This is a genomic window from Micrococcus sp. APC 4021 (assembly GCF_030407635.1).
Classification (GTDB): Bacteria; Actinomycetota; Actinomycetes; order Actinomycetales; family Micrococcaceae; genus Micrococcus; species Micrococcus luteus.
In genome coordinates this window covers 42,257-61,875 of sequence record NZ_JASDCZ010000002.1, presented here as the reverse complement: position 1 = coordinate 61,875, position 19,619 = coordinate 42,257, and the positions used below count along the sequence as shown (strand labels likewise).

The following is a 19,619-nucleotide window of genomic DNA, read 5'->3' as shown; positions in this document are numbered from 1 at the left end:
CGGGGTCCGGGGCGATCTCCACGGGCGGCGGCGCGGCGGGCGTGGGCACGAGACGCCGCCAGAGGCCGTGCAGCGCCCGCTCGGCGGCCTCCCACCCGTGGCGGGCGGTGATCTCCGGGGAGCGCGCGGCCGCGGTCAGCTCGGTCCGTCGCGCCAGGAGGTCGCGCACGGCCCGGGCGAGGTCCGCCGCGTCCCCGGGGGCGAACACGGTCCCCACCCCCTGCTCCCGGACGAAACGGGCCTGCTCGCGCAGGTCGGACACGATCAGCGGCAGACCCGCCAGCAGGCATTCACGCAGCTTGGTGGCCACCGCGCTCTCGTGGGCCGGGGTGGGGAGCAGAGGGCTCACGCCCGCGGTGGCGGAGGAGACGTACCACGTCACAGAGGCCGAGGGCACGTAGTCGACGATGTGCATCCGGTCGGCGACGTCGAGCTGGGCAGCCCGGTCGCGCAGGCCCTGCCGGGCGCCGGGGTCGGGGGAGCCCACGAACGCGACGTGGACGCCGGGCAGCAGCGGCAGGGCGTCCACCAGCGTGCCCACGCCGCGGACCTCGGCCAGCTTGCCGACGTAGACGAGCAGCGGGACGTCGTCGGATAGGCCCAGCTCGGTGCGCAGGGGCAGGCGCTCGGCCGGGTCCATCGGGACCTGCGTGCCCCACGGCCCGTTGATCACCGTCACGGGGCGTTCCGGCAGGGCGTGGTACTCGCGCATCCGGTCGGCCAGTCCGTCCGTGACGGCGACGACGGCGTCGGCCTCGTGGATCAGCTCGGCCTCGGCCGCCTTCCACGCGATGCGCTGGTCCACGGGCCCGGGCATCATCTGGCCGGGCAGCCACTCGTGCGCGTCGTAGACCCACGGCACCGGCGACAGCCCGCGCGCGGCGCGGTAGCGGTCGTAGGCGGCCGCGGCGGGCAGGGGATGGCGGTCGTGCACGTGGACGAGGTCGGGCGCGAGGTCGATCAGGGCACGCAGGAAGCCGTCCTCGTAGTCCGCGATCAGGGGCCAGACTTCGCGCCAGGCGCCGGTCCGCCCGGCGGCGAAGTTCTTCAGCGCGCGCCGGCCCCGCGCTGCAGCCCGGCCTCGGCGGCCCCGCGCCGGGCCGAGGCGGCCCAGGCGACGGGCGGCCCGGCCGAGTCGGCCGCGGGCCCCGTCGGGCAGGGCGTGGGGCGACAGCCCGCGCACCACGGCCTGGGGCAGGCCCGCCCCGGACTCGTGGGCGAGGTCCCAGGCGGTCATCGCCGCGGCCTCCTCGGGGTCCAGCACGGCGGACCAGTCCGTCGCGTCCGGCCGGGCGGTCCCGTGCAGGGTCTGCCAGGCCAGGTGCCGCCGGAACGTCACGGGCACGCGCAGGATGGGCACGGACCCGTACCGGCCGAGATTGAACGTGGTGCGGTGGGAGACGCCCACCACGACGACGTCGTAGCCGGCGCGCACCGCAGAGACCGCGGCCTTCTCCACGCGCGAGTCTCCGACGACCTGGTTCCCCACCAGCATCGCCATCCGGGGTCGGCGGGGGGCGGGCGTGGCGACGGGCATGGGGCTCCTTCTCAGCAGGGTCAGGTGGCGGCGCTCCCCAGGATCCGACGGACCAGCCGAGGCACGACGTTATCCTCAGCATAGATGTGCGCCACGTCTCGCCGGGCCTGGGCCACGGCGGACCGCCAGGCCCGCGCGTCGGCCGTCGCCTGGCGAAGGGCCTCGGCCATGGTGGCCACGTCCGGGCTCAGCCACGCGGCGGGGTAGAGCAGGTCGGCGCCCGCCCACGCGAGTGCGGCTGGCAGACAGCCGTGCGCGGCGCCGTCGGGCAGCGTGAAGTGGAACGACTCGAAGTCCGAGACGGAGAGCGCGACGCCCACCCGGGCATACCACGCGGGCATGTCCGGCCCGTGGGGGTCCCAGGCCACGGCTCCGGCGAGCATCGGGTCGGTATCGATGCGGCGCAGCTGCGCCCGGTAGTAGGCCGCCGCGGTGGGGCGCTGCGCCATCCAGCCGACCTCCTCCGGGTGGTGGCCGCGGATCCGGAGCGTGTGGCGGGGCTCGACCCGCCGGAGCGCCGCCAGCAGGTCAAGGGCGCGGTGCAGTCCCTTCCGCTCGGGCAGCACGCCCACCAGCCCGAGCACGAAGCGCCGGTCGTCGTCGCCGTCCGGGAGCGTGGGCGGCACCTCCACCGCGTTCGGCACCACCGAGGCCCGCGCGGCCGGGAAGCGGGTGTCCCGCAGCACCTGGGCGCGCACGTGCTCGGCCACGAACACCCACTCGTCCAGGGCGTCCTGACGCACCCGGGACGGGAACGCGGTGCCCGCCTCCTGCAGGTGGAGCCTGCTGGTCAACCGCGTCGTGCGGTGCGGAGAGTCCAGGTGCCGGGAGTACCAGGCGAGATTGCCGAGGCTCCATTCGCAGTGCACCACGTCCGCCCACGCGGCCAGGGCGCGGCTGCGCTCGACGTCGTGGCGGGCGTGGCCGCGCCAGGCGTCCACGCGCACCTCGTGCCCGTCTGCGCGCAGCCGGTCCATCAGCGCGCCCGCGAACTTCAGGTCGTGGCCCGCGACGACGACGCGGCGCGGCTCCGCGGTCACCCGCACCCGGGGTGCCGGCGCGGCGGGTGGGCCGGCGGCCTCGGCGGGCGTGAGCGAGTCCAGGCGCGCCGCCCGGCCGGCGGCGGCCAGGCGCTCCCACGTCTCGGCTGCCCGGTCCGGTCCGATCACGGCGCGGCCCGCGCGTGCGGCCACGCGGGCGAGCGGGGGGTCCAGCCGGGTCCCCTCCGGGGCGAGGACCGCGTCGACGAGCCCCAGCACGGCCAGGACCCGCGCCCGGCCGGCCGCCGTCGCCGGGTCCGGGCACGCGACGACGAGCACCCCGGGGAGGCGGCCGCCGGCGGTGCGCAGGGCGGCGGTCAGGGCCCGGCGGGAGGCCGGGTCAGTCATCAGCACCGTGTGCAGGCCGGGCGCGCCGGCGGGCATCTCCAGGTCCGCGCAGCGCCGGCCGGCCAGCTCGGCGGCCGCCTCGACGGACCAGCCGCGCCCGGCCTGCCCGTCCACCGGCAGGAGCAGGACGGCCGGCGCGGCGGCCGGCCGGGGCCCGAGGGGGGAGAACGCGTCGAGGGAGGGGACGCGCGCACCCGTCAGGGCGCGGCGCAGCACCGCCGCCGCCGGGAGCGGGAGCGCGGCCGACGCGTCCGGCACATACACGTCCGCCGCACGCCAGGTGCGCTCCGGGAGGACGGCCGCGCCCCGCGCGCCGCGCGCCGCGCGGAGGGCCGAGGCGCCGACGTCGCCGGCCGTGGCGGCCGCGCGCTCGCCCACGATGCGGGCCCGGCCCACCCAGCGACGCAGCCGCGCCCCGGCCGTGTTCACAGCGCGGTGATCCCGGTGGGCCGCTCGCCGCCGCTCCACGCGATGCGCTCCCGCACGAGCTCTGACTGCTTGCGCTCGAGGATTTCCTGGGCCTCCTCGGTCCGCCCCTGGGCCATGGCCCGGGCGTAGAGGTTGTAGCCGCGCGTCACGGCGCGAGGGCTGCCGTCCATCGTCAGGACGCCCCGCTCGATCCAGATCACGCGCTGGCACATCTCCTGGATGGTGCTGAGGGAGTGGCTGACCAGGAACACGCAGCCGGCCTGCTCGCGCAACTCGTCGAGCCGCTGGCGCGTGCGCTCCCGGAACTGGGCGTCGCCCGTGTTGAGCGCCTCGTCGATCACGAGGATGTCCGGGTCCACCGAGGTGGCGATCGCGAACTGCAGGCGCGCGGCCATGCCCGAGGAGTACGCCTTGAGCGGCAGCTGGAGCGCGTGGTCGTCGAGACCGGACAGGGCGACGACGGCGTCCCGCTTGGCCTCCGCCTCCGCGCGGGACATCCCCATCGCCAGGCAGCCCAGACGGATGTTGTCCTCACCGGAGACCTGGCGCACGAGCGCGGCGTTGACGCCCAGCATCACGGGCGTGGAGGTCGCGTAGATGTGGCCGGTGGTCGGGCGCATCTGGCCAGTGATGAGCTTCATCAGGGTGGACTTGCCGGACCCGTTCGTGCCGATCACGCCCACGGACTCGCCGCGCCCCACCACGAACGACAGCGGCTGCAGCGCCTGGACCTCCGTGGTGCGAACGCCCCGGGCGGCGCGGACCCGACCCCGCAGGCCCCGGCGGGGCTGGACCGCTTCGGCCGAGAGGACGCGGTAGGTCATGGACGCCTCGTCGACGACGACGGAGGGAGTCAGCGGCTCCGCGCTCATCGTTCCTCCCCGTAGGTCTCCTCGGCGCGCCAGAACACCACGGTCCCCACCACGAGCAGGGCCGCCGTCCACGCCGCGAGGACGATCCACCGCATGGGGTCCGCGTCGGAGGCGTACAGCAGGGACTGTCGCGCGATGTCCAGGACGCAGAACAGCGGGTTCAGATGCATGGCGGTCATCAACGGCGGGATGTTCGCGAAGCGGTCGGCGCTGAAGAACACGGCGGAGACGTAGAGCCAGATCCGGGTGCCGAACGCGATGAGGTTGGACAGGTCGGACCAGCGGGCCACGTAGCGGGCCAGCAGGAGGGAGGCGCCGACGTTGAACAGCGTCTGCAGCGCCAGCAGCGGGATCAGCAGCAGCCAGCGCCACGTGATCTGCTCCATCGGCGGGATGGCCAGGACCAGCACCAGCATCACCACCAGCGTCGGGCCGAAGAGCATCAGCTCGCGGATGTTCGTCGCGATCGGCAGTGTGGCCCGCGGGAAGCGGAAGGCGCGGACGATGGAGAGGTTGGTCGAGATCGAACGCGACCCCGCCGTGATCGCGCTCGAGGTGTAGCGGAACAGGAACACGCCGATGATCAGGTAGCCGAGGAAGTTCGGCACGCCACGGCCGGTGCCCAGCAGCAGCCCGAACACGAGGAAGTACGCCGCGCCGTCGAGGATCGGGTTGAGGACCATCCAGACGCGGCCGAGCGCGTTGACGGAGTTCGCCCCGGCGATCCGGGAGCGGGAGTCGAACAGGATGAACGAGCGGTACTCCCAGAGGGAGGCCAGGTAGCGCGCCAGGCCCGGACGGGCGCCCACTCGGCGCAGGGTGGCTCCGTCCACGGTCAGGACCGCGGTGCCGCTCGGGACGCGGGGATCGCCGGTGTCTGCCATGCCGTCGCGGCCTCTCTTCATGCAGGCGGGAAGGCGGGCCGGGGCGGCCCGCCGCGAGTCGCCACTCTAGCAACCGGTGGTGCGGCGGCGCCGTCAGTAGACTGGCGACAGCTCGCGCCCGCGTCGAGCCTGATCGGGCCGCGGCCGCGGTCCGTCGTCCAGTCAAGAGGAGCAACTGTGCCCAAGGTCATGCCCATCTACGGAACCCGCCCGGAGGCGATCAAGGTGGCCCCCATCGTCAAGGCGCTGCAGGCCGACGAGCGGTTCGAGTGCGTGGTGACCGTCACGGGGCAGCACCGCGAGATGCTGGACCAGGTCAACGAGCTGTTCGGCATCGTCCCGGACCACGACCTGAACATCATCCAGCCGCGCCAGACCCTCAACGGCGTGTTCGCCCGCACCCTCGACGGGCTCGACGCCGTCCTCGAGCAGGAGCGGCCGGACGCCGTCGTCGTCCAGGGCGACACCACGACCTCGACGGCGGGCGCCGTCGCCGCCTTCAACCGCGGCATCCCCGTGGTCCACGCCGAGGCAGGCCTGCGCAGCTTCGACATCCTCTCCCCGTTCCCGGAGGAGGCCAACCGCAAGATCACCAGCCAGATCTCGGCGCTGCACCTGCCCCCGACCACCGTGAGCCGGGACAACCTGCTGCGTGAGGCCGTGGCCGCGGAGGACGTCTACGTCACGGGCAACACCGTGATCGACGCACTGCTGGAGGCCGTCAGCCACCAGGTGCCGTTCGAGGACGAGCGTCTGGCCGAGCTGGAGGCGTCCGGCCGTCGCGTCGTCCTCGTGACCACCCACCGGCGCGAGAACCAGGGCGATGCGATGCGCGGCGTGGGCCGCGCCCTGGCCCGCCTGGCCGCGGACCACCCCGAGGTCACCTTCGTGCTGCCGGCGCACCGCAACCCGGTGGTGCGCGAGGCGATCCTGCCGGAGATCGAGGGCCGCGAGAACGTGCTCGTGACCGAGCCCCTCGCCTACGGCGAGTTCACCCACCTGCTGTCTGTGGCCACCGTCGTGCTGACGGACTCCGGCGGCGTCCAGGAGGAGGCCCCGTCGCTGGGCAAGCCCGTCCTCGTGATGCGCGAGAACACCGAGCGTCCCGAGGCCGTGACCGCCGGCACCGTGCGTCTGATCGGCACGGACGAGGAGGTCGTGGTCACCGAGGTCACCCGCCTGCTGACGGACGAGGCCGCGTACAGCGCGATGTCCCAGGCCGTGAACCCCTACGGCGACGGCCGCGCGGCCGAGCGCACGGTCTCAGCGATCGCCGAGCTGCTCGGCGTGGGCGAGCGGCTGCCGGCCTTCGACGGCGCCTGAGCCGCACCACACCCCCGGACGGGGACACCCACCCCGTCGACGTCACGAGGCCGCCGTCCCCGCGGGGACGGCGGCCTCGTGCCTGCCCCGACGTCACCCGTCCTCGCGCGGGGTCACCCGGGCGTCCTCCGGGCGGACCAGCGGCAGGGACCCGGTGCGGGGCCCACCGGGCACGATCGGCAGATTGGTCTCCGGAGCACGCCACCACGCGAGCGCGCCGAGCAGGATGACGCCGCCGGTGAGCGCGAACGCCCATCCGTAGCCGGCGGTGTCCACCACGAGCCCGGCCAGCAGCGGACCGGAGATGGCGCCCAGGTCGGCGGACATCTGGGCGGTGGACATCACAGCGCCGGCGCGCCGCCCCTGGCCGACGACGTCGCCGATGGCCGCCTGCTGCGGGGCGTTCAGGGTGCCCGTGCCCGCGCCGGCCAGCAGGCACGCGAGCAGGAAGAGCGCGGGCGAGCTCATCCAGCCGATCACCCCGGTGGTGACGGCCATGACGAGCAGGCCCGTCAGGATCAGCGGCCGGCGCCCGTGCACGTCGGACAGCCGCGAGCTGAACGTCACGGCCGTGACGTTGCCGAGCGCGAACACGGACAGGGCCAGGCCCGCCATGAGCGCGCCGTCCACCTCCCAGCCCAGCAGCGCCGTGCCGGCGAACGCGCTCGCCGCGAACAGGGGCATCACCGAGTTCCGCACCCCGAACGTCGCCCAGCCGTTGGCGAAGAAGGAGACCAGCGCGGCCCGGTAGGACGGGTTGGCCAGGGCCTCCCGGATCGGCATGGCGGGGCGGACGTCGCGGACGGCGCGGTCCGCGAGCCGGGTGTCCTTGAGCAGGAAGAACACGAGGGCCGCCGCCACCACCAGGGAGCTGCCGTAGATCAGGAACGGGGCCCGGTACCCGAACACGGCCAGGGCGGAGCCCACGATCGGCCCCACGATGTTGCCGATCAGAAAGGCGGACGCGTAGGCGCCCGAGATCCTGCCGCGCATCGTGGGCGGGGACTTCCGGGCCAGGAACGCCATCGCGGACACGGTGAACAGGGTGGAGCCGATGCCGCCGATCGCGCGGAAGAGGATCAGCTGCGGGAAGGTCTGCGCGAAGGCGATCAGGAACATGGACGCGGCCACGATCAGCACGCCCGTCATGTACACGGGCGTCTCGCCGAGCCGGTTCGTCAGCTTGCCGGAGACCGGGGCGAACAGGAGGCGGGTCAGCCCGAACGCGGACACGACGGCGGCCACCCCGACGGCGGACGCGTCGAACGTCGCCGCGTACTGCGGCAGCAGCGGGGCGATGATGCCGAAGCCGATCGCGATGATGAACGCGGCGGCGACGAGGACCTTGATCTCACGGGGCAGGGGGACCCGCGAGGAGCGGGCGGACGACAACGGCATGACCGCCATCTTCGCACGGCGCCGGGTGTGCGACCCGGGGCGACGTCCGCCACGCCTCGTGGGACACTGGTGAGATGGACCACCGGTCTTCCTCCGGCCGTCGCCGGATGTTCCGCGTCTGCGCCGGCCTGCTGGCCGCTGCCGTCGGGTTGGCGGGCTGTGCACCTCACCCTGCCGCGGCGCCCGGCGACGAGTCCGGGGATCCTCCCCAGACAGCTGGCCACCCCATGACCGCCGTCGAACGCGCAAGCCTCTCTCCGTGTCGAGGCTATGGGCAGCTCCAGAGATTCAACACCGTGGAGACCAACGCGCGGGACGTCTACGGGTGGCGCCAGTTCGATCCCGTCGCGGTGGGTGACGGATCGGGTGACATCGACTGGGATGTAGATCCTTACCAGGACGAAGGCTGGCGTCTGTGGCTGTCTTCCCTCAGGTGGATCGGGCCCAGCATCGAAGCCGGCCGGGAAGGCGACGAGGAGGCCCTCGGTGTCGCTGAGCGGGTCATACGCGATTGGCGGGCTGACCACGAGGGCGGATGGGGCGGCGACCATGATGATGCGGAGGCCAACCATCATCGCATGGGGGTCCTCCTCTGCTTCCGTGAAGTGGTCGCCGACCGCGCAGCACGTTCTGCTGAACTTGCCAAGGACGGCAGTCTGCCGGAGGAGTATGCCTGGCTGGATGATCTGATCGGCCAGCACGCAGCGCAGAACATGGCGCGCTACTCGAAGCGGCACAATCACGGGTCGATGGAGAATCTGGCTCTTCTGGGCGCCGGGTGCGTTCTGGGCCGACCGGACTGGATGGAGCACGCCATGGAGCGCGCCGAAGGAGATATCCCCTTCCAGGTGGACGACCAGGGCCTCAGCAACGAAGCGGCACCGCATTACGCGCAATTCAACTATGTGCTCTTCCAAGCCATCGATGAGACGGCAGCCCGATGCGGGGTCGAATCCGGCGCCTTCGAGGATGGGGTGGAAAAAATGGGTCAAGCCCTTCCTCATATGGTTGATTCGACGGGCTCATATTGGCAATACGGGGACAGTGCAGAGTTCCCTGTCAAGCCATTCGACGGCATGAGCGATGAGCTGCGCTACGCGGCCACCGACGGGGCGGAGGGCGTCGCGTCCGCCGACCGTGTCCGTGCTTTTGACTCCGGCCCCGTATTCGGCCGGTCATCCTGGGGAACTCCCGACGACGGCTTCGCGGACGCCGCCGCGTGGATGCTGCGCACGGGCACGGGGCGGGAGACGAAGTCCCACCGCGGTGATCTGATGCAGTTCCTGTACACGGCGCGCGGTCGCCAGATCGTCGAAGACGGGGGACATCCCGGCATCGTCGAGGACAGTTGGCGACCGTGGGGTCTGGGGCCGACTGCGCACAACGTGATCCACATTCCGACGCTCGACGAGTACCCGGGCGCGGGTCCCGCCGAGCGGGGTGATGTGTGGGTGTCGTCGGATGGCTCTGCCGACGGTGCGACGGCGCGCCAGAACCTGGACGTCGGCGGGGAGCGGGCCCGTTCTGTTCTCGTGCTCACCGACCCGGACGTCGCCGTCATCGTGGATCGCACTCGCATCCTCGACGGCCGGACGGACCATGTGGTCGAGACGCTCTGGAATCTTCCGGCGGAGTTCTCGGCAGAGAGGGTCTCCGAGGACACCGTCCGGGCGGTGGACGCAGGCTCCGGCGAATCGACGACCCTGGTGCAGGTGCGCCTGGACGGTGAGCCGGTGCCGCGTGGCGGTGTGCACCTGCGACGGGGCGAGACCGACGTCGAGGGCGGCCACGCCCACCACGGATGGCACTACCCCGCAGAGCAGGAACGGGAGGAGGCGACTCAGGTCGCGTTCCGTTCGACCGGAGCCGAGTCCGCGATCGTGAGTGTGCTCGTCCCGGCCGCCGCGGGCGACGCCGTGAAGGTGGACAGTGAGAGCGCCCCCGACGGCTCCGTCATCCTCACGGTCCGGAGCGAGGATGGGCACGCCCGAGTCGCGGTGCAGCAGGACGGCACCCTCTCCCGCCTGACGTGAACCGTGCGGCCCGGGGCGGGCGACGGCCCGTGTGACAGACTGGGCCCGTGGAAATCGTGCTCATAGTCTCAGTCGTGGCCGCCCTGCTGCTGGGCGGCGTGCTCGTCGGCCTGCTGGACCGGCGCCCCGCCCCGCCGAAGGGGTCGTACCAGGAAGTGCGGGACGCGGACGACCCGCGCCCGAGCCCGCGGCACGCGGCCCCGTCGGGCTCCACCGCCGTCCTGGAACGCCCCGAGGTCGACGAGGCGCCGCCCGTCGTCGCCGAGCCGGAGCCCACCGTCGTCGAGGAGGCGGAGACCGCCCCGGCGAAGCCCGAGTACGAGCGGCCCGAGGCCGCCGGCTCGCGCCTGGCCCGCCTGCGGGCCCGCCTGCTCAAGTCCAACAACGTCTTCGGCAAGGGCCTGCTGGCGCTGCTGTCCCAGGACCGCATCGACGACGACGTGTGGGACGAGATCGAGGAGACGCTGCTGATGGCGGACCTCGGCACCGAGCCCACCCTGGAGCTCGTCGACCGCCTCAAGGCCCGCGTCACGGTCGAGGGCACGCGTGACCCCGAGCAGGTGCGCACCCTGCTGCGCGAGGAGCTCGTGGCGATGGTGGACCCCTCGATGGACCGCCGTCTCGCCGCGACCCGCAAGGGCGACCGCCCCGCCGTGACCATGGTCGTGGGCGTCAACGGCGTCGGCAAGACCACCACCGTGGGCAAGCTCGCCCGCGTGCTCGTGGCGGAGGACCGCACCGTCGTGCTCGGCGCCGCGGACACCTTCCGCGCCGCCGCCGCCGAGCAGCTCGCCACGTGGGGTGCCCGCGTGGGCGTCGAGACCGTCCGCTCCGAGAAGGAGGGCGCCGACCCGGCGTCCGTCGCCTTCGAGGCCGTGGAGCGCGGCATCGCCGAGGGCGTCGACGTCGTGCTCGTGGACACCGCGGGCCGCCTGCAGAACAAGGCCAACCTCATGGACGAGCTCGGCAAGATCAAGCGCGTCATCGAGAAGCAGGCCGAGGTGGACGAGGTCCTGCTCGTCCTCGACGCCACCACCGGCCAGAACGGCCTGACCCAGGCGAAGGTGTTCGCCGAGGTCGTGGACGTCACCGGCATCGTGCTGACCAAGCTGGACGGCACCGCCAAGGGCGGCATCGTGATCGCCATCCAGCGCCAGCTCGGCGTGCCCGTCAAGCTGATCGGCCTCGGCGAGGGCCCCGATGACCTCGCGCCGTTCACCGCCGAGGGCTTCGTGGACGCGCTGCTGGCCGACTGACCCGCCGCGCCGCGCACCGGGCCCCTTCCGACGTCGTCGGGAGGGGCCCGCTGCGTCCCCGGTCACCCCCGGCGGCGCGGCGCGTCACATTGCGTCCGATTCCGTGCGCGCCACCGTGCCGCGCCTCACGCTCCGCTACGCTCCTTGAGCAACGGTCCGATCCTGGACCGGGCGACGACGCCGGACGAACGGCGTCGACGCGGCGGGCGTCCGGCTCAGACCGAGGAGACGCCCATGAACGAGATGACCCTGGACGCCGGAACCGTGTGGATGGTGGTGAGCGCAGGCCTCGTCCTCTTGATGACACCGGGGCTCGCCTTGTTCTACGGCGGGATGACCCGCTCGAAGTCCGCGCTGAACATGATGATGATGTCCTTCGTCTCGATGGGCCTGGTCGGCGTCGTGTGGATCCTCTGGGTCTCCGGCATGACCGGCGGCGAGGGCTGGCTCGGCCTCGTCGGCAGCCCGCTGGCCGACCCCGGCCTCACCACCGCGATGGAGGAGGGCGGTCTGATCGCCGCCGGCTTCGGCGCCACCTTCGCCATCATCACGGTGGCCCTCATCTCGGGCGCGGTCGCGGACCGCGCCCGCTTCCTCACCTGGTGCGTGTTCGTGCCGGTGTGGGTGACCCTGGTCTACGCGCCGCTGGCCTACATGGTGTGGGGCGGCGGCCTGCTCGCCGAGGAGGGCGCCATCGGCTCGCGCCTCGGCGAGGCCCTGGACTTCGCCGGCGGCCTCGTGGTGCACATCAGCGCCGGCGTGGCGGCGCTCGTCCTGGCCCTGATGATGGGCAAGCGCAAGGGCTTCGGCGTGGACCCCGGCCACAAGCCGCACAACGTGCCCTTCACCATGCTGGGCGCCGCCCTGCTGTGGTTCGGCTGGTTCGGCTTCAACGGCGGCGCCGCCGGCGACACGGGCCAGCTCGGCCTGATCTGGATCAACACCCTGGCCGCCGCCGCGGCCGGCATGCTCGGCTGGGTCGTGGTGGAGTGGGTGCGCCGCGGCCGCCCGACCTCGATCGGCACCGCCTCCGGCATCGTGGCCGGCCTCGTCGGCATCACTCCGGCGTGCGCCTTCGTCAGCCCGCTCGGCGCCCTGGTGATCGGCGTGGCCTCCGGCGCGGCCAGCGCCCTGGCCGTGAACCTCAAGTACCGCCTCGGCTTCGACGACTCCCTCGACGTGGTGGGCGTGCACCTGACCGCCGGCATCCTGGGCACCGTGCTCATCGGCTTCTTCGCCCTGCCCTCCGAGGGCCCCGCGGGCCTGTTCTACGGCGGGGACGGCCGTCTGCTGCTGGCCCAGACGGTGGCCGTCGTCGTGGCCGTGGTGTTCACCGCGGTGCTCACCTTCCTCATCGCGCTCGTGCTCAAGGCCACCCTGGGCCTGCGCGTGAGCGAGGAGGACGAGGAGCGCGGCGTGGACCTCACCCTGCACGACGAGTCGGCCTACCACTACGACGTCGGCTTCGGCGGGGTGCCCGTCCCCGCCGAGGCGCGGTGAGCCGCCGCGGACGGGTGAGGCCGGTCGGTTGCTAGGCTTGGCGGGCGCCGCGGTGGATGCCGCGGCGCCCGCGACCGACCGCGTCCGGCTCAGTCGACCCCGCTTCGAAGGATCACACCCGCCGTGTTCAACTCCCTGTCCGACCGCCTCACAGCCACCTTCCGCAGCCTCAAGGGCAAGGGGCGGCTGAGCGAGGCGGACATCGACGCCACCGCACGCGAGATCCGCCGCGCCCTCCTGGACGCCGACGTCGCCGTGCCCGTGGTCCGCCAGTTCATCGCGCAGATCAAGGAGCGCGCCCTCAGCGCCGAGGTGGCCCAGGCCCTGAACCCGGGCCAGCAGGTCGTGAAGATCGTCAACGAGGAGCTCGTGGGCATCCTCGGCGGTGAGACCCGGCGCATCCAGCACGCCAAGACGGGCACCACCGTCATCATGCTCGTGGGCCTGCAGGGCGCCGGCAAGACGACCCTCGCCGGCAAGCTCGCCCACCTGCTCAAGTCCCAGGGCCACACCCCGCTGCTCGTGGCCTGCGACCTCCAGCGCCCGAACGCCGTGAAGCAGCTGCAGGTCGGCGGCGAGCGCGCCGGCGTCCCGGTCTACGCGCCGCACCCCGGCGTCTCCTCCGAGTTCGAGGCCGCCTCCGGCGACCCGGTGCAGGTGGCCCGCGACGGCGTCGCCGAGGCCAACACGAAGTACCACGACGTGGTCATCATCGACACCGCGGGCCGCCTCGGCGTGGACGCCGAGCTCATGCAGCAGGCCGCAGACATCCGCGCCGCCGTGGACCCGGACGAGGTGCTCTTCGTCATCGACGCGATGATCGGCCAGGACGCCGTGGCCACGGCCCAGGCGTTCAACGAGGGCGTCGGCTTCACCGGCGTCGTGCTCACCAAGCTCGACGGCGACGCGCGCGGCGGCGCCGCGCTGTCCGTCCGCCACGTGACCGGCAAGCCGATCATGTTCGCCTCCACGGGCGAGGGCCTGAAGGACTTCGAGGTCTTCCACCCGGACCGCATGGCCTCGCGCATCCTCGACATGGGCGACGTGCTCTCCCTGATCGAGCAGGCCGAGCAGAACTGGGACCGCACCGAGGCCGAGAAGATGGCCCGCAAGTTCGCGGACCAGGAGGACTTCACCCTCGACGACTTCCTCGCCCAGATGCAGCAGCTCAAGAAGATGGGCTCGCTGAAGAAGATGCTCATGATGATGCCGGGCGCCCAGGGCATGCGGCAGCAGCTTGAGCAGTTCGACGAGTCGTCGATCGGCCGCGTCGAGGCGATCATCCACTCGATGACCCCGCACGAGCGCGTGGCCCCCAAGATCATCAACGGCTCGCGCCGTGCCCGCATCGCCCGCGGCTCGGGCGTGAGCGTGTCCGAGGTCAACGGCCTGCTCGAGCGCTTCGCCGAGGCGCAGAAGATGATGAAGCGCATGGCCGCCGGCGGTGGCATCCCGGGCATGCCCGGGATGCCGGGCGGCGCCTCCCGCAAGACGAAGGGCAAGGGCAAGAACGCGAAGCGCGATCGCGTGAAGTCCGGCAACCCGGCCAAGGCCGCGGCCGAGCGCAAGGCGATCGAGGAGCGGCGCGCCCGCGCCGCCCAGGCGCAGGCCGGGGCGGTGTTCGGCCGCGACGGCGCGGGCATGGAGGGCTTCGACCCGTCCACCCTCAACCTGCCGGCGGGCTTCGAGAAGTACCTCAAGGACCGCTGAGCCGCCCGCTGCTCGGTCGCGGCGCGCCGGGTGTGCACCGGCCCGCCCGATCTGGCAGAATGGCACGGTACTGAGCGTGAGCCCGGACGACCCTCTATCCTCCGCTGCGCTCCGTTCCGTGTGCCAGGTCGTCGACGCCCGCTGCCCCCACGCGGCGTCGTGCCCCGGCCCCCCAGATCCACTGAAGGAGAACCACACTCGTGGCTGTCAAGATTCGTCTGAAGCGGTTCGGCAAGATCCGCGCCCCGTTCTACCGCGTCGTCGTCATGGACTCGCGCACCCGCCGCGATGGCCGTGCCATCGAGGAGATCGGCAAGTACCACCCCACCGAGGAGCCCTCGTTCATCGAGATCGACTCGGAGCGCGCCCAGTACTGGCTCTCCGTCGGCGCCCAGCCGACCGAGCAGGTCGCCGCGCTGCTGAAGGTCACCGGTGACTGGCAGAAGTTCAAGGGCGAGTCGGGCGCCGAGGGCACCCTGAAGTCCAAGTCCGAGAAGGAGGCCTTCGTGGCCCCCGAGAAGGGCTCGGTCATCCTGCCGGAGGAGCCGAAGCAGGAGGAGGCCCCGGCCGAGTCCGAGCAGGCCGCCGAGGCTCCGGCCGAGGAGGCCGCTGAGGCGCCGGCCGAGGACGCCGAGAAGTCCGAGTGACCATGCTGACCGAGGCCCTCGAGCACCTGGTGCGCGGCATCGTGGACACGCCCGAGGCGGTCCGCGTGGACGCCCGCTCCCAGCGGCGCGGCGACATGCTGGAGGTCCGCGTGGCCCCCGAGGACCTGGGTCGCGTGATCGGCCGCCAGGGTCGCACCGCCACCGCGCTGCGCACCGTGCTGGACGGCCTGGCCGGCCACCCCGTCCGCGTGGACGTGGTGGAGACCGACCGCCGCTCCTGACGGCCCGTGACGCACGGCCCGGTGGAACAAGCAGATCCTCGTGGTCGGCTTCGCGGAGTCGCCGGACCGCAACGTCGCCGAGACCCTGCGCGGCGCCCAGCTGTTCGCCGTTCCGGCCGTGCCCGAGGAGTCCGACGAGTGGTACGAGGAGGACCTCGTGGACCTCGAGGTGCGGGTCGAGGGCGAGCGCGTCGGCGTCGTCACGGCCCTGACCACCGGGGCGGTCCAGGATCTGCTGCACGTCGCGTTGGACGGCGTCGAGGAGGAGGCCCTGGTGCCCTTCGTCGAGGAGATCGTCCCGGAGATCGACTCCGAGGCCGGCGTGCTCGTGCTGACCCCGCCGCCGGGGCTGCTCGAGCTCGCCACCGGCGAGGACGAGGGCGCCGTAGACGGGCCCGCCGATGCGGATGCGGAGGACTGAGCGGTGCGCTTCGACGTCGTCACGATCTTCCCCGAGTACCTCGCGGTGCTCGACGTCTCGCTGCTGGGCCGTGCCCGCCGCGAGGGCCTCGTGGACGTGCACGTCCACGACCTGCGCGACTTCACCGTCGACCGGCACCGCACCGTGGACGACACGCCCTACGGCGGCGGCGCCGGCATGGTGATGAAACCGGAGCCGTGGGCGCTCGCGCTCGAGCACGTGGCGGCCCAGGGGCCCGTGTCACCGGCCCCCGCCGAGTCGTCGTCGGCGGAGCCGGGGGACCGCCCCGTGCTGCTCGTGCCGACGCCCTCGGGGGAGCGCTTCACCCAGCGGTTCGCCCGGGAACTGGCGGGCCGGGAGCACGTGGCGATCGCGTGCGGCCGCTACGAGGGGATCGACGAGCGCGTCTTCGGCTGGGCCGAGGAGCTCTTCGAGGTGCGGCTGGTCTCGCTGGGCGACTACGTGCTCAACGGCGGCGAGGTCGCGGCGCTGGCGATGATCGAGGCCGTCGGCCGCCTCGTGCCGGGCGTCGTGGGCAACCCGGCCTCGCTCGTCGAGGAGTCCCACGAGGACGGCCTGCTGGAGTACCCGGTCTACACCAAGCCCGCGGACTGGCGGGGCCGTGCGGTGCCGCCCGTGCTGCTCTCGGGCGACCACGGCAAGGTCGCGGCCTGGCGTCGGGCCCAGCAGGAGGAGCGCACGCGCGAGCGGCGACCGGACCTGTGGGCGGCGTACGACTCCGAGGACTGACCCGCCGCGCCCGACGGGCCGGAGGGGCGTCGCGGCGTCATCGGCTGTGGCATAATGGATCCTCGTGTCCGCCGGACGCCCGACCTGCCACAGGGGGCGCGCGTCAACGGATCGGACCCCGGGACCGCACCCCACGTGCGGAGCCCGGCCCTCGGCTCGGGACCCGGCCCCCTCGTCATGCGGACGTGGACGGGCCGTGCGCCCGCATACCACGCGGTTGACCTGTGGCATCCGCCAGGAGAGACGACATGCACATTCTCGACTCGTTCGACAAGAAGACGCTGCGCGACGACATCCCGGAGTTCGCCCCCGGCGACACCGTCAAGGTGCACGTGAACATCATCGAGGGCAAGACTGCCCGCGTCCAGGTGTTCCAGGGCTACGTCATGGGCCGTCAGGGCTACGGCGTGCGCGAGACCTTCCGCGTCCGCAAGGTGTCCTTCGGCATCGGCGTGGAGCGCGTGTTCCCGGTGCACTCCCCGGTCATCGACAAGATCGAGGTCGTCACCAAGGGCGACGTGCGCCGCGCGAAGCTGTACTACATGCGCGACCGCCACGGCAAGGCCGCCCGCATCCGCGAGAAGCGCGCCGACGCCAAGTGATCATCCCGGTCGGCCCCGCCGACCGGTGATCGACCCATGCGCACCTCGGAGCCCCGTGACCCCCGCCGGTCACGGGGCTCCGTCGCGTCCGGGGCCGGCTCCTCCTCGGGCCCGACGGCGGCCCCCGCCTCCGGCACGAGCCGCTGGTGGGCGTGGCTCGGCCTGACCGTGGTGGCCGCCGTCGTGGTGGCCGCGGTGCTGCGAGCCCTCACCGGCCCCGTCTACCTCATCCCCTCCGGGTCGATGGAGCCGACCCTGCAGCCCGGCGACCGCGTGCGGGTGGACGCCGCCGCGGCCGGCGGGCAGGGCCTGCACCACGGCGACGTGGTGGTGTTCGACGGCGCCGGCAGCCTGGCGCCGTACCGTTCGGCCGGATCGCTCGAGCGCGGCCTCGAGGACGTCGCCCGGTGGTGGGGCGTCGGCGCGGCCGAGGACGTCTTCGTCAAGCGCGTGCTGGCCCTGCCGGGGGACCGCCTCGAGTGCTGCGCCCCGGACGGCCGGCTGCTGCGCAACGGCGAGCCGCTGGACGAGCCGTATCTCGGCAGGCCCGTGACCGCAGACGAGCCGGCCGCGGCGGGGACCTGGTCCTTCGAGGTGCCCGACGGGCGCATGGTCGTCCTGGGCGACCACCGCGCCGCCTCCCGGGACTCCCGCGCACTGCTGGGCGCCCCCGGCGGCGGGCTGATCCCGCTCGAGCGGGTCGAGGGCCGGGCCGCGGAGATCGTGTGGCCCCTGTCCCGCCGCGGGACCATGGACGCCCCCTCCGGGGACACGCCGTGACGGGGCGCCGCACCGCGCTGATCGCGGCCGCCGTGACCGTACTCGCCTGCGTGCTGGCGTGGGCCTTCCTGGCGCGCATGTACGCCATCCCGTCCTCGTCCATGGAGCCCGGGCTGCGGGCCGGCGACCGCGTGGTCGCCACGCTGCTCACCCCGGATCCGTTCCCGGTGCGCCGCGGTGACGTGGTGGTGTTCGAAGACACGAAGGGCTGGCTGCCCGGGGGCGGCCACGTGATCAAGCGGGCCGTCGGGCTGCCGGGGGACATCGTCTCCTGGACACCCGGCGAGGAGACGCTGCGCGTGAACGGGGTGCCCGTGGAGGAGCCGTACCTCGCGCCGGGGGAGACGCCCGCGCAGGAGGCGTTCGAGGTGACCGTGCCTGCGGGGCGACTGTGGGTGCTCGGTGACCATCGCTCGGCGTCGGCGGACTCCCGCGCGCACCGCGCCGGGCCCGGGGGCGGGTTCGTGGCCCTCGACGACGTGGTGGGCCGCGCCCGGTTCGTGGTCTGGCCGCTGGACCGGATCGGCGGCGCCGGCACCGACCCCGACGCGTTCGCCACCGTGCCGGACGCGCCCGCGCCGGAGGCTCGCACGTGACCGCCCGCCGGGGCGGTGGCCGGCCGACGGTGCGCGCCGGCCTGGACGTCGAGGCGGGGCTGGCCGCGCCGGCCCTCGCCGCGCGGGGAGCGGACCGGGTGCTGGTGGCGGGCATGGACGAGGTGGGCCGGGGCGCGCTGGCCGGGCCCGTCGTCGTCGGGGTGTGCGCCGCGTGGCTGCCCGCCGCGGGGCAGATCCCTCCGGTGCGCGACTCCAAGGCGCTCACGGACCGACGCCGGCGCGCCCTGGTCCCGCAGATCGAGGACTGGGCGGCCGGGGTGGCGCTGGGCGAGGCCGGCCCCGCGGAGATCGACGCGCTGGGGATCTCGGCGGCCCTCGGCCTCGCCGGGCGACGGGCGTGGGCGGCGCTGTGCGCCGCGGTGGGGCAGGAGCCGGTCGCCCTCGTGCTCGACGGCCGGGACGACTGGCTGAGCCGCTCCGATCCCGACGCCGGCCCCGCGCCCGCGCCGCGCCCGCTGCCGCCCGAGCCCACGATGCTGGTGCGGGCCGAGGACCGGTGCGCGACGGTGGCGGCCGCGTCGATCGCCGCGAAGGTGGCCCGCGACGACGTCATGATCGCCCTCGACGCGGCGCACCCGGGGTACGGATGGGCCGGGAACAAGGGGTACGGCTCAGCCGCGCACCGGGCCGCCCTGGCCGAGCGCGGGGCGAGCGAGCAGCACCGGCGCAGCTGGAACCTCGGGCTGCCGGGCGCGCCCGCGCAGGCGCCGCCCACGCTGTTCGACTGAGCCCCCGGGGCCGGGCGAGGCCGCCCGTTCGACGTGCGACCCCCGGACGGGGGAGGATGGAGGCCGTGCGTGCCCGGACTGTCGCGGGTGCGCGGCGAACACTGAGGAGGCATGTCATGAGCGCAGACGACGTCGAGGACTTCGAGGCCGAGGCCGAGCTGCTGCTCTACCGCGAATACCGGGACGTGGTGGGCCTGTTCCGCTACGTCGTGGAGACCGAGCGGCGCTTCTACCTCGCCAACGACGTGCGGCTGACGCCCCGCCAGGCGGACGGGGACGTGTTCTTCGAGATCCTGCTCGAGGACGCCTGGGTGTGGGACGTGTACCGCACGCAGCGGTTCATCAAGCGCGTGAAGGTGCTGACCTTCAAGGACGTGAACATCGAGGAGCTGCCCACCGAGGACCTGACGGTCCCGCCGGACGGCCAGCTGCCGAGCTGACCCACCCCTGAGCGGTCCAGAGGACGGGACGCAGACGTCCACTCCTGCACAGGCGTCCGGCC

At 73.3% G+C, this 19,619-nt stretch carries 18 protein-coding genes and 1 pseudogene; 14 read left to right on the top strand and 5 right to left on the bottom strand.

Annotated elements, in window-relative coordinates:
- From QL983_RS00615 to QL983_RS00600, 4 genes are all read right to left on the bottom strand, one after another.
- Positions 1 to 1,537 (bottom strand): glycosyltransferase family 4 protein (locus QL983_RS00615; protein WP_290151000.1); only part of this gene is annotated, 1,537 nt, incomplete at its 3' end.
- Between the two features lie 20 nt (positions 1,538 to 1,557).
- The gene (locus QL983_RS00610) at positions 1,558 to 3,354 is read right to left on the bottom strand and encodes a hypothetical protein (protein WP_230259813.1); all 1,797 of its coding nucleotides are present in this window, start codon (positions 3,352 to 3,354) and stop codon (positions 1,558 to 1,560) included.
- The gene (locus tag QL983_RS00605; protein ID WP_100057395.1) at positions 3,351 to 4,226 is read right to left on the bottom strand and encodes an ABC transporter ATP-binding protein; all 876 of its coding nucleotides are present in this window, start codon (positions 4,224 to 4,226) and stop codon (positions 3,351 to 3,353) included. The genes QL983_RS00610 and QL983_RS00605 overlap by 4 nt, the downstream gene beginning before the upstream one ends.
- Positions 4,223 to 5,110, bottom strand: a complete 888-nt coding sequence (locus tag QL983_RS00600; RefSeq protein ID WP_098471505.1) for an ABC transporter permease — start codon at positions 5,108 to 5,110, stop codon at positions 4,223 to 4,225. Before QL983_RS00600 ends, QL983_RS00605 begins: the two co-directional genes overlap by 4 nt.
- Before the next feature lie 177 nt (positions 5,111 to 5,287).
- Here QL983_RS00600 and wecB point away from each other — a divergent pair, with 177 nt between their 5' ends.
- On the top strand, positions 5,288 to 6,433 hold the full coding sequence (wecB, locus tag QL983_RS00595; protein WP_100057394.1) for a UDP-N-acetylglucosamine 2-epimerase (non-hydrolyzing): 1,146 nt from the start codon (positions 5,288 to 5,290) through the stop codon (positions 6,431 to 6,433).
- A gap of 93 nt (positions 6,434 to 6,526) precedes the next feature.
- Here wecB and QL983_RS00590 read toward each other — a convergent pair whose 3' ends face one another.
- On the bottom strand, positions 6,527 to 7,831 hold the full coding sequence (locus tag QL983_RS00590; protein WP_206481482.1) for an MFS transporter: 1,305 nt from the start codon (positions 7,829 to 7,831) through the stop codon (positions 6,527 to 6,529).
- 296 nt (positions 7,832 to 8,127) lie between these two features.
- Between QL983_RS00590 and QL983_RS00585 the strand changes: the two genes are divergently transcribed.
- From QL983_RS00585 to QL983_RS00525, 13 genes and pseudogenes are all read left to right on the top strand, one after another.
- Complete coding sequence (locus QL983_RS00585; RefSeq protein ID WP_185194693.1) at positions 8,128 to 9,864, top strand: alginate lyase family protein; 1,737 nt, start codon at positions 8,128 to 8,130, stop codon at positions 9,862 to 9,864.
- A gap of 47 nt (positions 9,865 to 9,911) precedes the next feature.
- Positions 9,912 to 11,120: a signal recognition particle-docking protein FtsY gene (ftsY, locus tag QL983_RS00580; protein ID WP_181816366.1), complete on the top strand. Its 1,209-nt coding sequence runs from the start codon at positions 9,912 to 9,914 to the stop codon at positions 11,118 to 11,120.
- 243 nt (positions 11,121 to 11,363) lie between these two features.
- Positions 11,364 to 12,620: an ammonium transporter gene (locus QL983_RS00575; RefSeq protein WP_230277847.1), complete on the top strand. Its 1,257-nt coding sequence runs from the start codon at positions 11,364 to 11,366 to the stop codon at positions 12,618 to 12,620.
- 123 nt (positions 12,621 to 12,743) lie between these two features.
- On the top strand, positions 12,744 to 14,330 hold the full coding sequence (gene ffh / locus QL983_RS00570; protein WP_060973685.1) for a signal recognition particle protein: 1,587 nt from the start codon (positions 12,744 to 12,746) through the stop codon (positions 14,328 to 14,330).
- Positions 14,331 to 14,530: 200 nt separating this feature from the next.
- Positions 14,531 to 14,977: a 30S ribosomal protein S16 gene (gene rpsP / locus QL983_RS00565; RefSeq protein WP_020628324.1), complete on the top strand. Its 447-nt coding sequence runs from the start codon at positions 14,531 to 14,533 to the stop codon at positions 14,975 to 14,977.
- 2 nt (positions 14,978 to 14,979) lie between these two features.
- Entirely contained in the window at positions 14,980 to 15,219 is a 240-nt protein-coding gene (locus tag QL983_RS00560; protein ID WP_029248213.1) for an RNA-binding protein, read from the top strand.
- Positions 15,220 to 15,250: 31 nt separating this feature from the next.
- Positions 15,251 to 15,640, top strand: a pseudogene (gene rimM / locus QL983_RS00555) (ribosome maturation factor RimM); the annotation flags it as partial.
- Positions 15,641 to 15,643: 3 nt separating this feature from the next.
- Positions 15,644 to 16,390, top strand: a complete 747-nt coding sequence (gene trmD, locus QL983_RS00550) for a tRNA (guanosine(37)-N1)-methyltransferase TrmD (RefSeq protein ID WP_036312840.1) — start codon at positions 15,644 to 15,646, stop codon at positions 16,388 to 16,390.
- Positions 16,391 to 16,638: 248 nt separating this feature from the next.
- On the top strand, positions 16,639 to 16,992 hold the full coding sequence (rplS, locus tag QL983_RS00545; RefSeq protein WP_002853821.1) for a 50S ribosomal protein L19: 354 nt from the start codon (positions 16,639 to 16,641) through the stop codon (positions 16,990 to 16,992).
- Between the two features lie 36 nt (positions 16,993 to 17,028).
- Complete coding sequence (gene lepB, locus QL983_RS00540; RefSeq protein ID WP_036312835.1) at positions 17,029 to 17,772, top strand: signal peptidase I; 744 nt, start codon at positions 17,029 to 17,031, stop codon at positions 17,770 to 17,772.
- Positions 17,769 to 18,368 carry a signal peptidase I gene (gene lepB, locus QL983_RS00535; protein ID WP_036312832.1) on the top strand — a complete coding sequence of 200 codons (600 nt, stop codon included), beginning with the start codon at positions 17,769 to 17,771 and terminating at the stop codon, positions 18,366 to 18,368. Before lepB (QL983_RS00540) ends, lepB (QL983_RS00535) begins: the two co-directional genes overlap by 4 nt.
- Positions 18,365 to 19,117, top strand: coding sequence for a ribonuclease HII (locus QL983_RS00530; protein WP_036312829.1), 753 nt, complete (start codon positions 18,365 to 18,367; stop codon positions 19,115 to 19,117). Before lepB (QL983_RS00535) ends, QL983_RS00530 begins: the two co-directional genes overlap by 4 nt.
- Before the next feature lie 116 nt (positions 19,118 to 19,233).
- A complete protein-coding gene (locus tag QL983_RS00525; protein WP_002853817.1) occupies positions 19,234 to 19,557 on the top strand; it encodes a DUF2469 domain-containing protein in 324 nt (107 codons plus the stop codon).
- Positions 19,558 to 19,619: the final 62 nt, after the last annotated feature.

Bases quoted from the DNA above. Each gene is read 5' to 3' on its own strand.
- rplS (WP_002853821.1), top strand. From the start codon at position 16,639: ATGCACATTCTCGACTCGTTCGACAAGAAGACGCTGCGCGACGACATC.
- QL983_RS00560 (WP_029248213.1), top strand. From the start codon at position 14,980: ATGCTGACCGAGGCCCTCGAGCACCTGGTGCGCGGCATCGTGGACACG.
- QL983_RS00575 (WP_230277847.1), top strand. From the start codon at position 11,364: ATGACCCTGGACGCCGGAACCGTGTGGATGGTGGTGAGCGCAGGCCTC.
- QL983_RS00605 (WP_100057395.1), bottom strand. From the start codon at position 4,226: ATGAGCGCGGAGCCGCTGACTCCCTCCGTCGTCGTCGACGAGGCGTCC.
- QL983_RS00590 (WP_206481482.1), bottom strand. From the start codon at position 7,831: ATGCCGTTGTCGTCCGCCCGCTCCTCGCGGGTCCCCCTGCCCCGTGAG.
- QL983_RS00600 (WP_098471505.1), bottom strand. From the start codon at position 5,110: ATGGCAGACACCGGCGATCCCCGCGTCCCGAGCGGCACCGCGGTCCTG.
- QL983_RS00525 (WP_002853817.1), top strand. From the start codon at position 19,234: ATGAGCGCAGACGACGTCGAGGACTTCGAGGCCGAGGCCGAGCTGCTG.
- lepB (WP_036312835.1), top strand. From the start codon at position 17,029: ATGCGCACCTCGGAGCCCCGTGACCCCCGCCGGTCACGGGGCTCCGTC.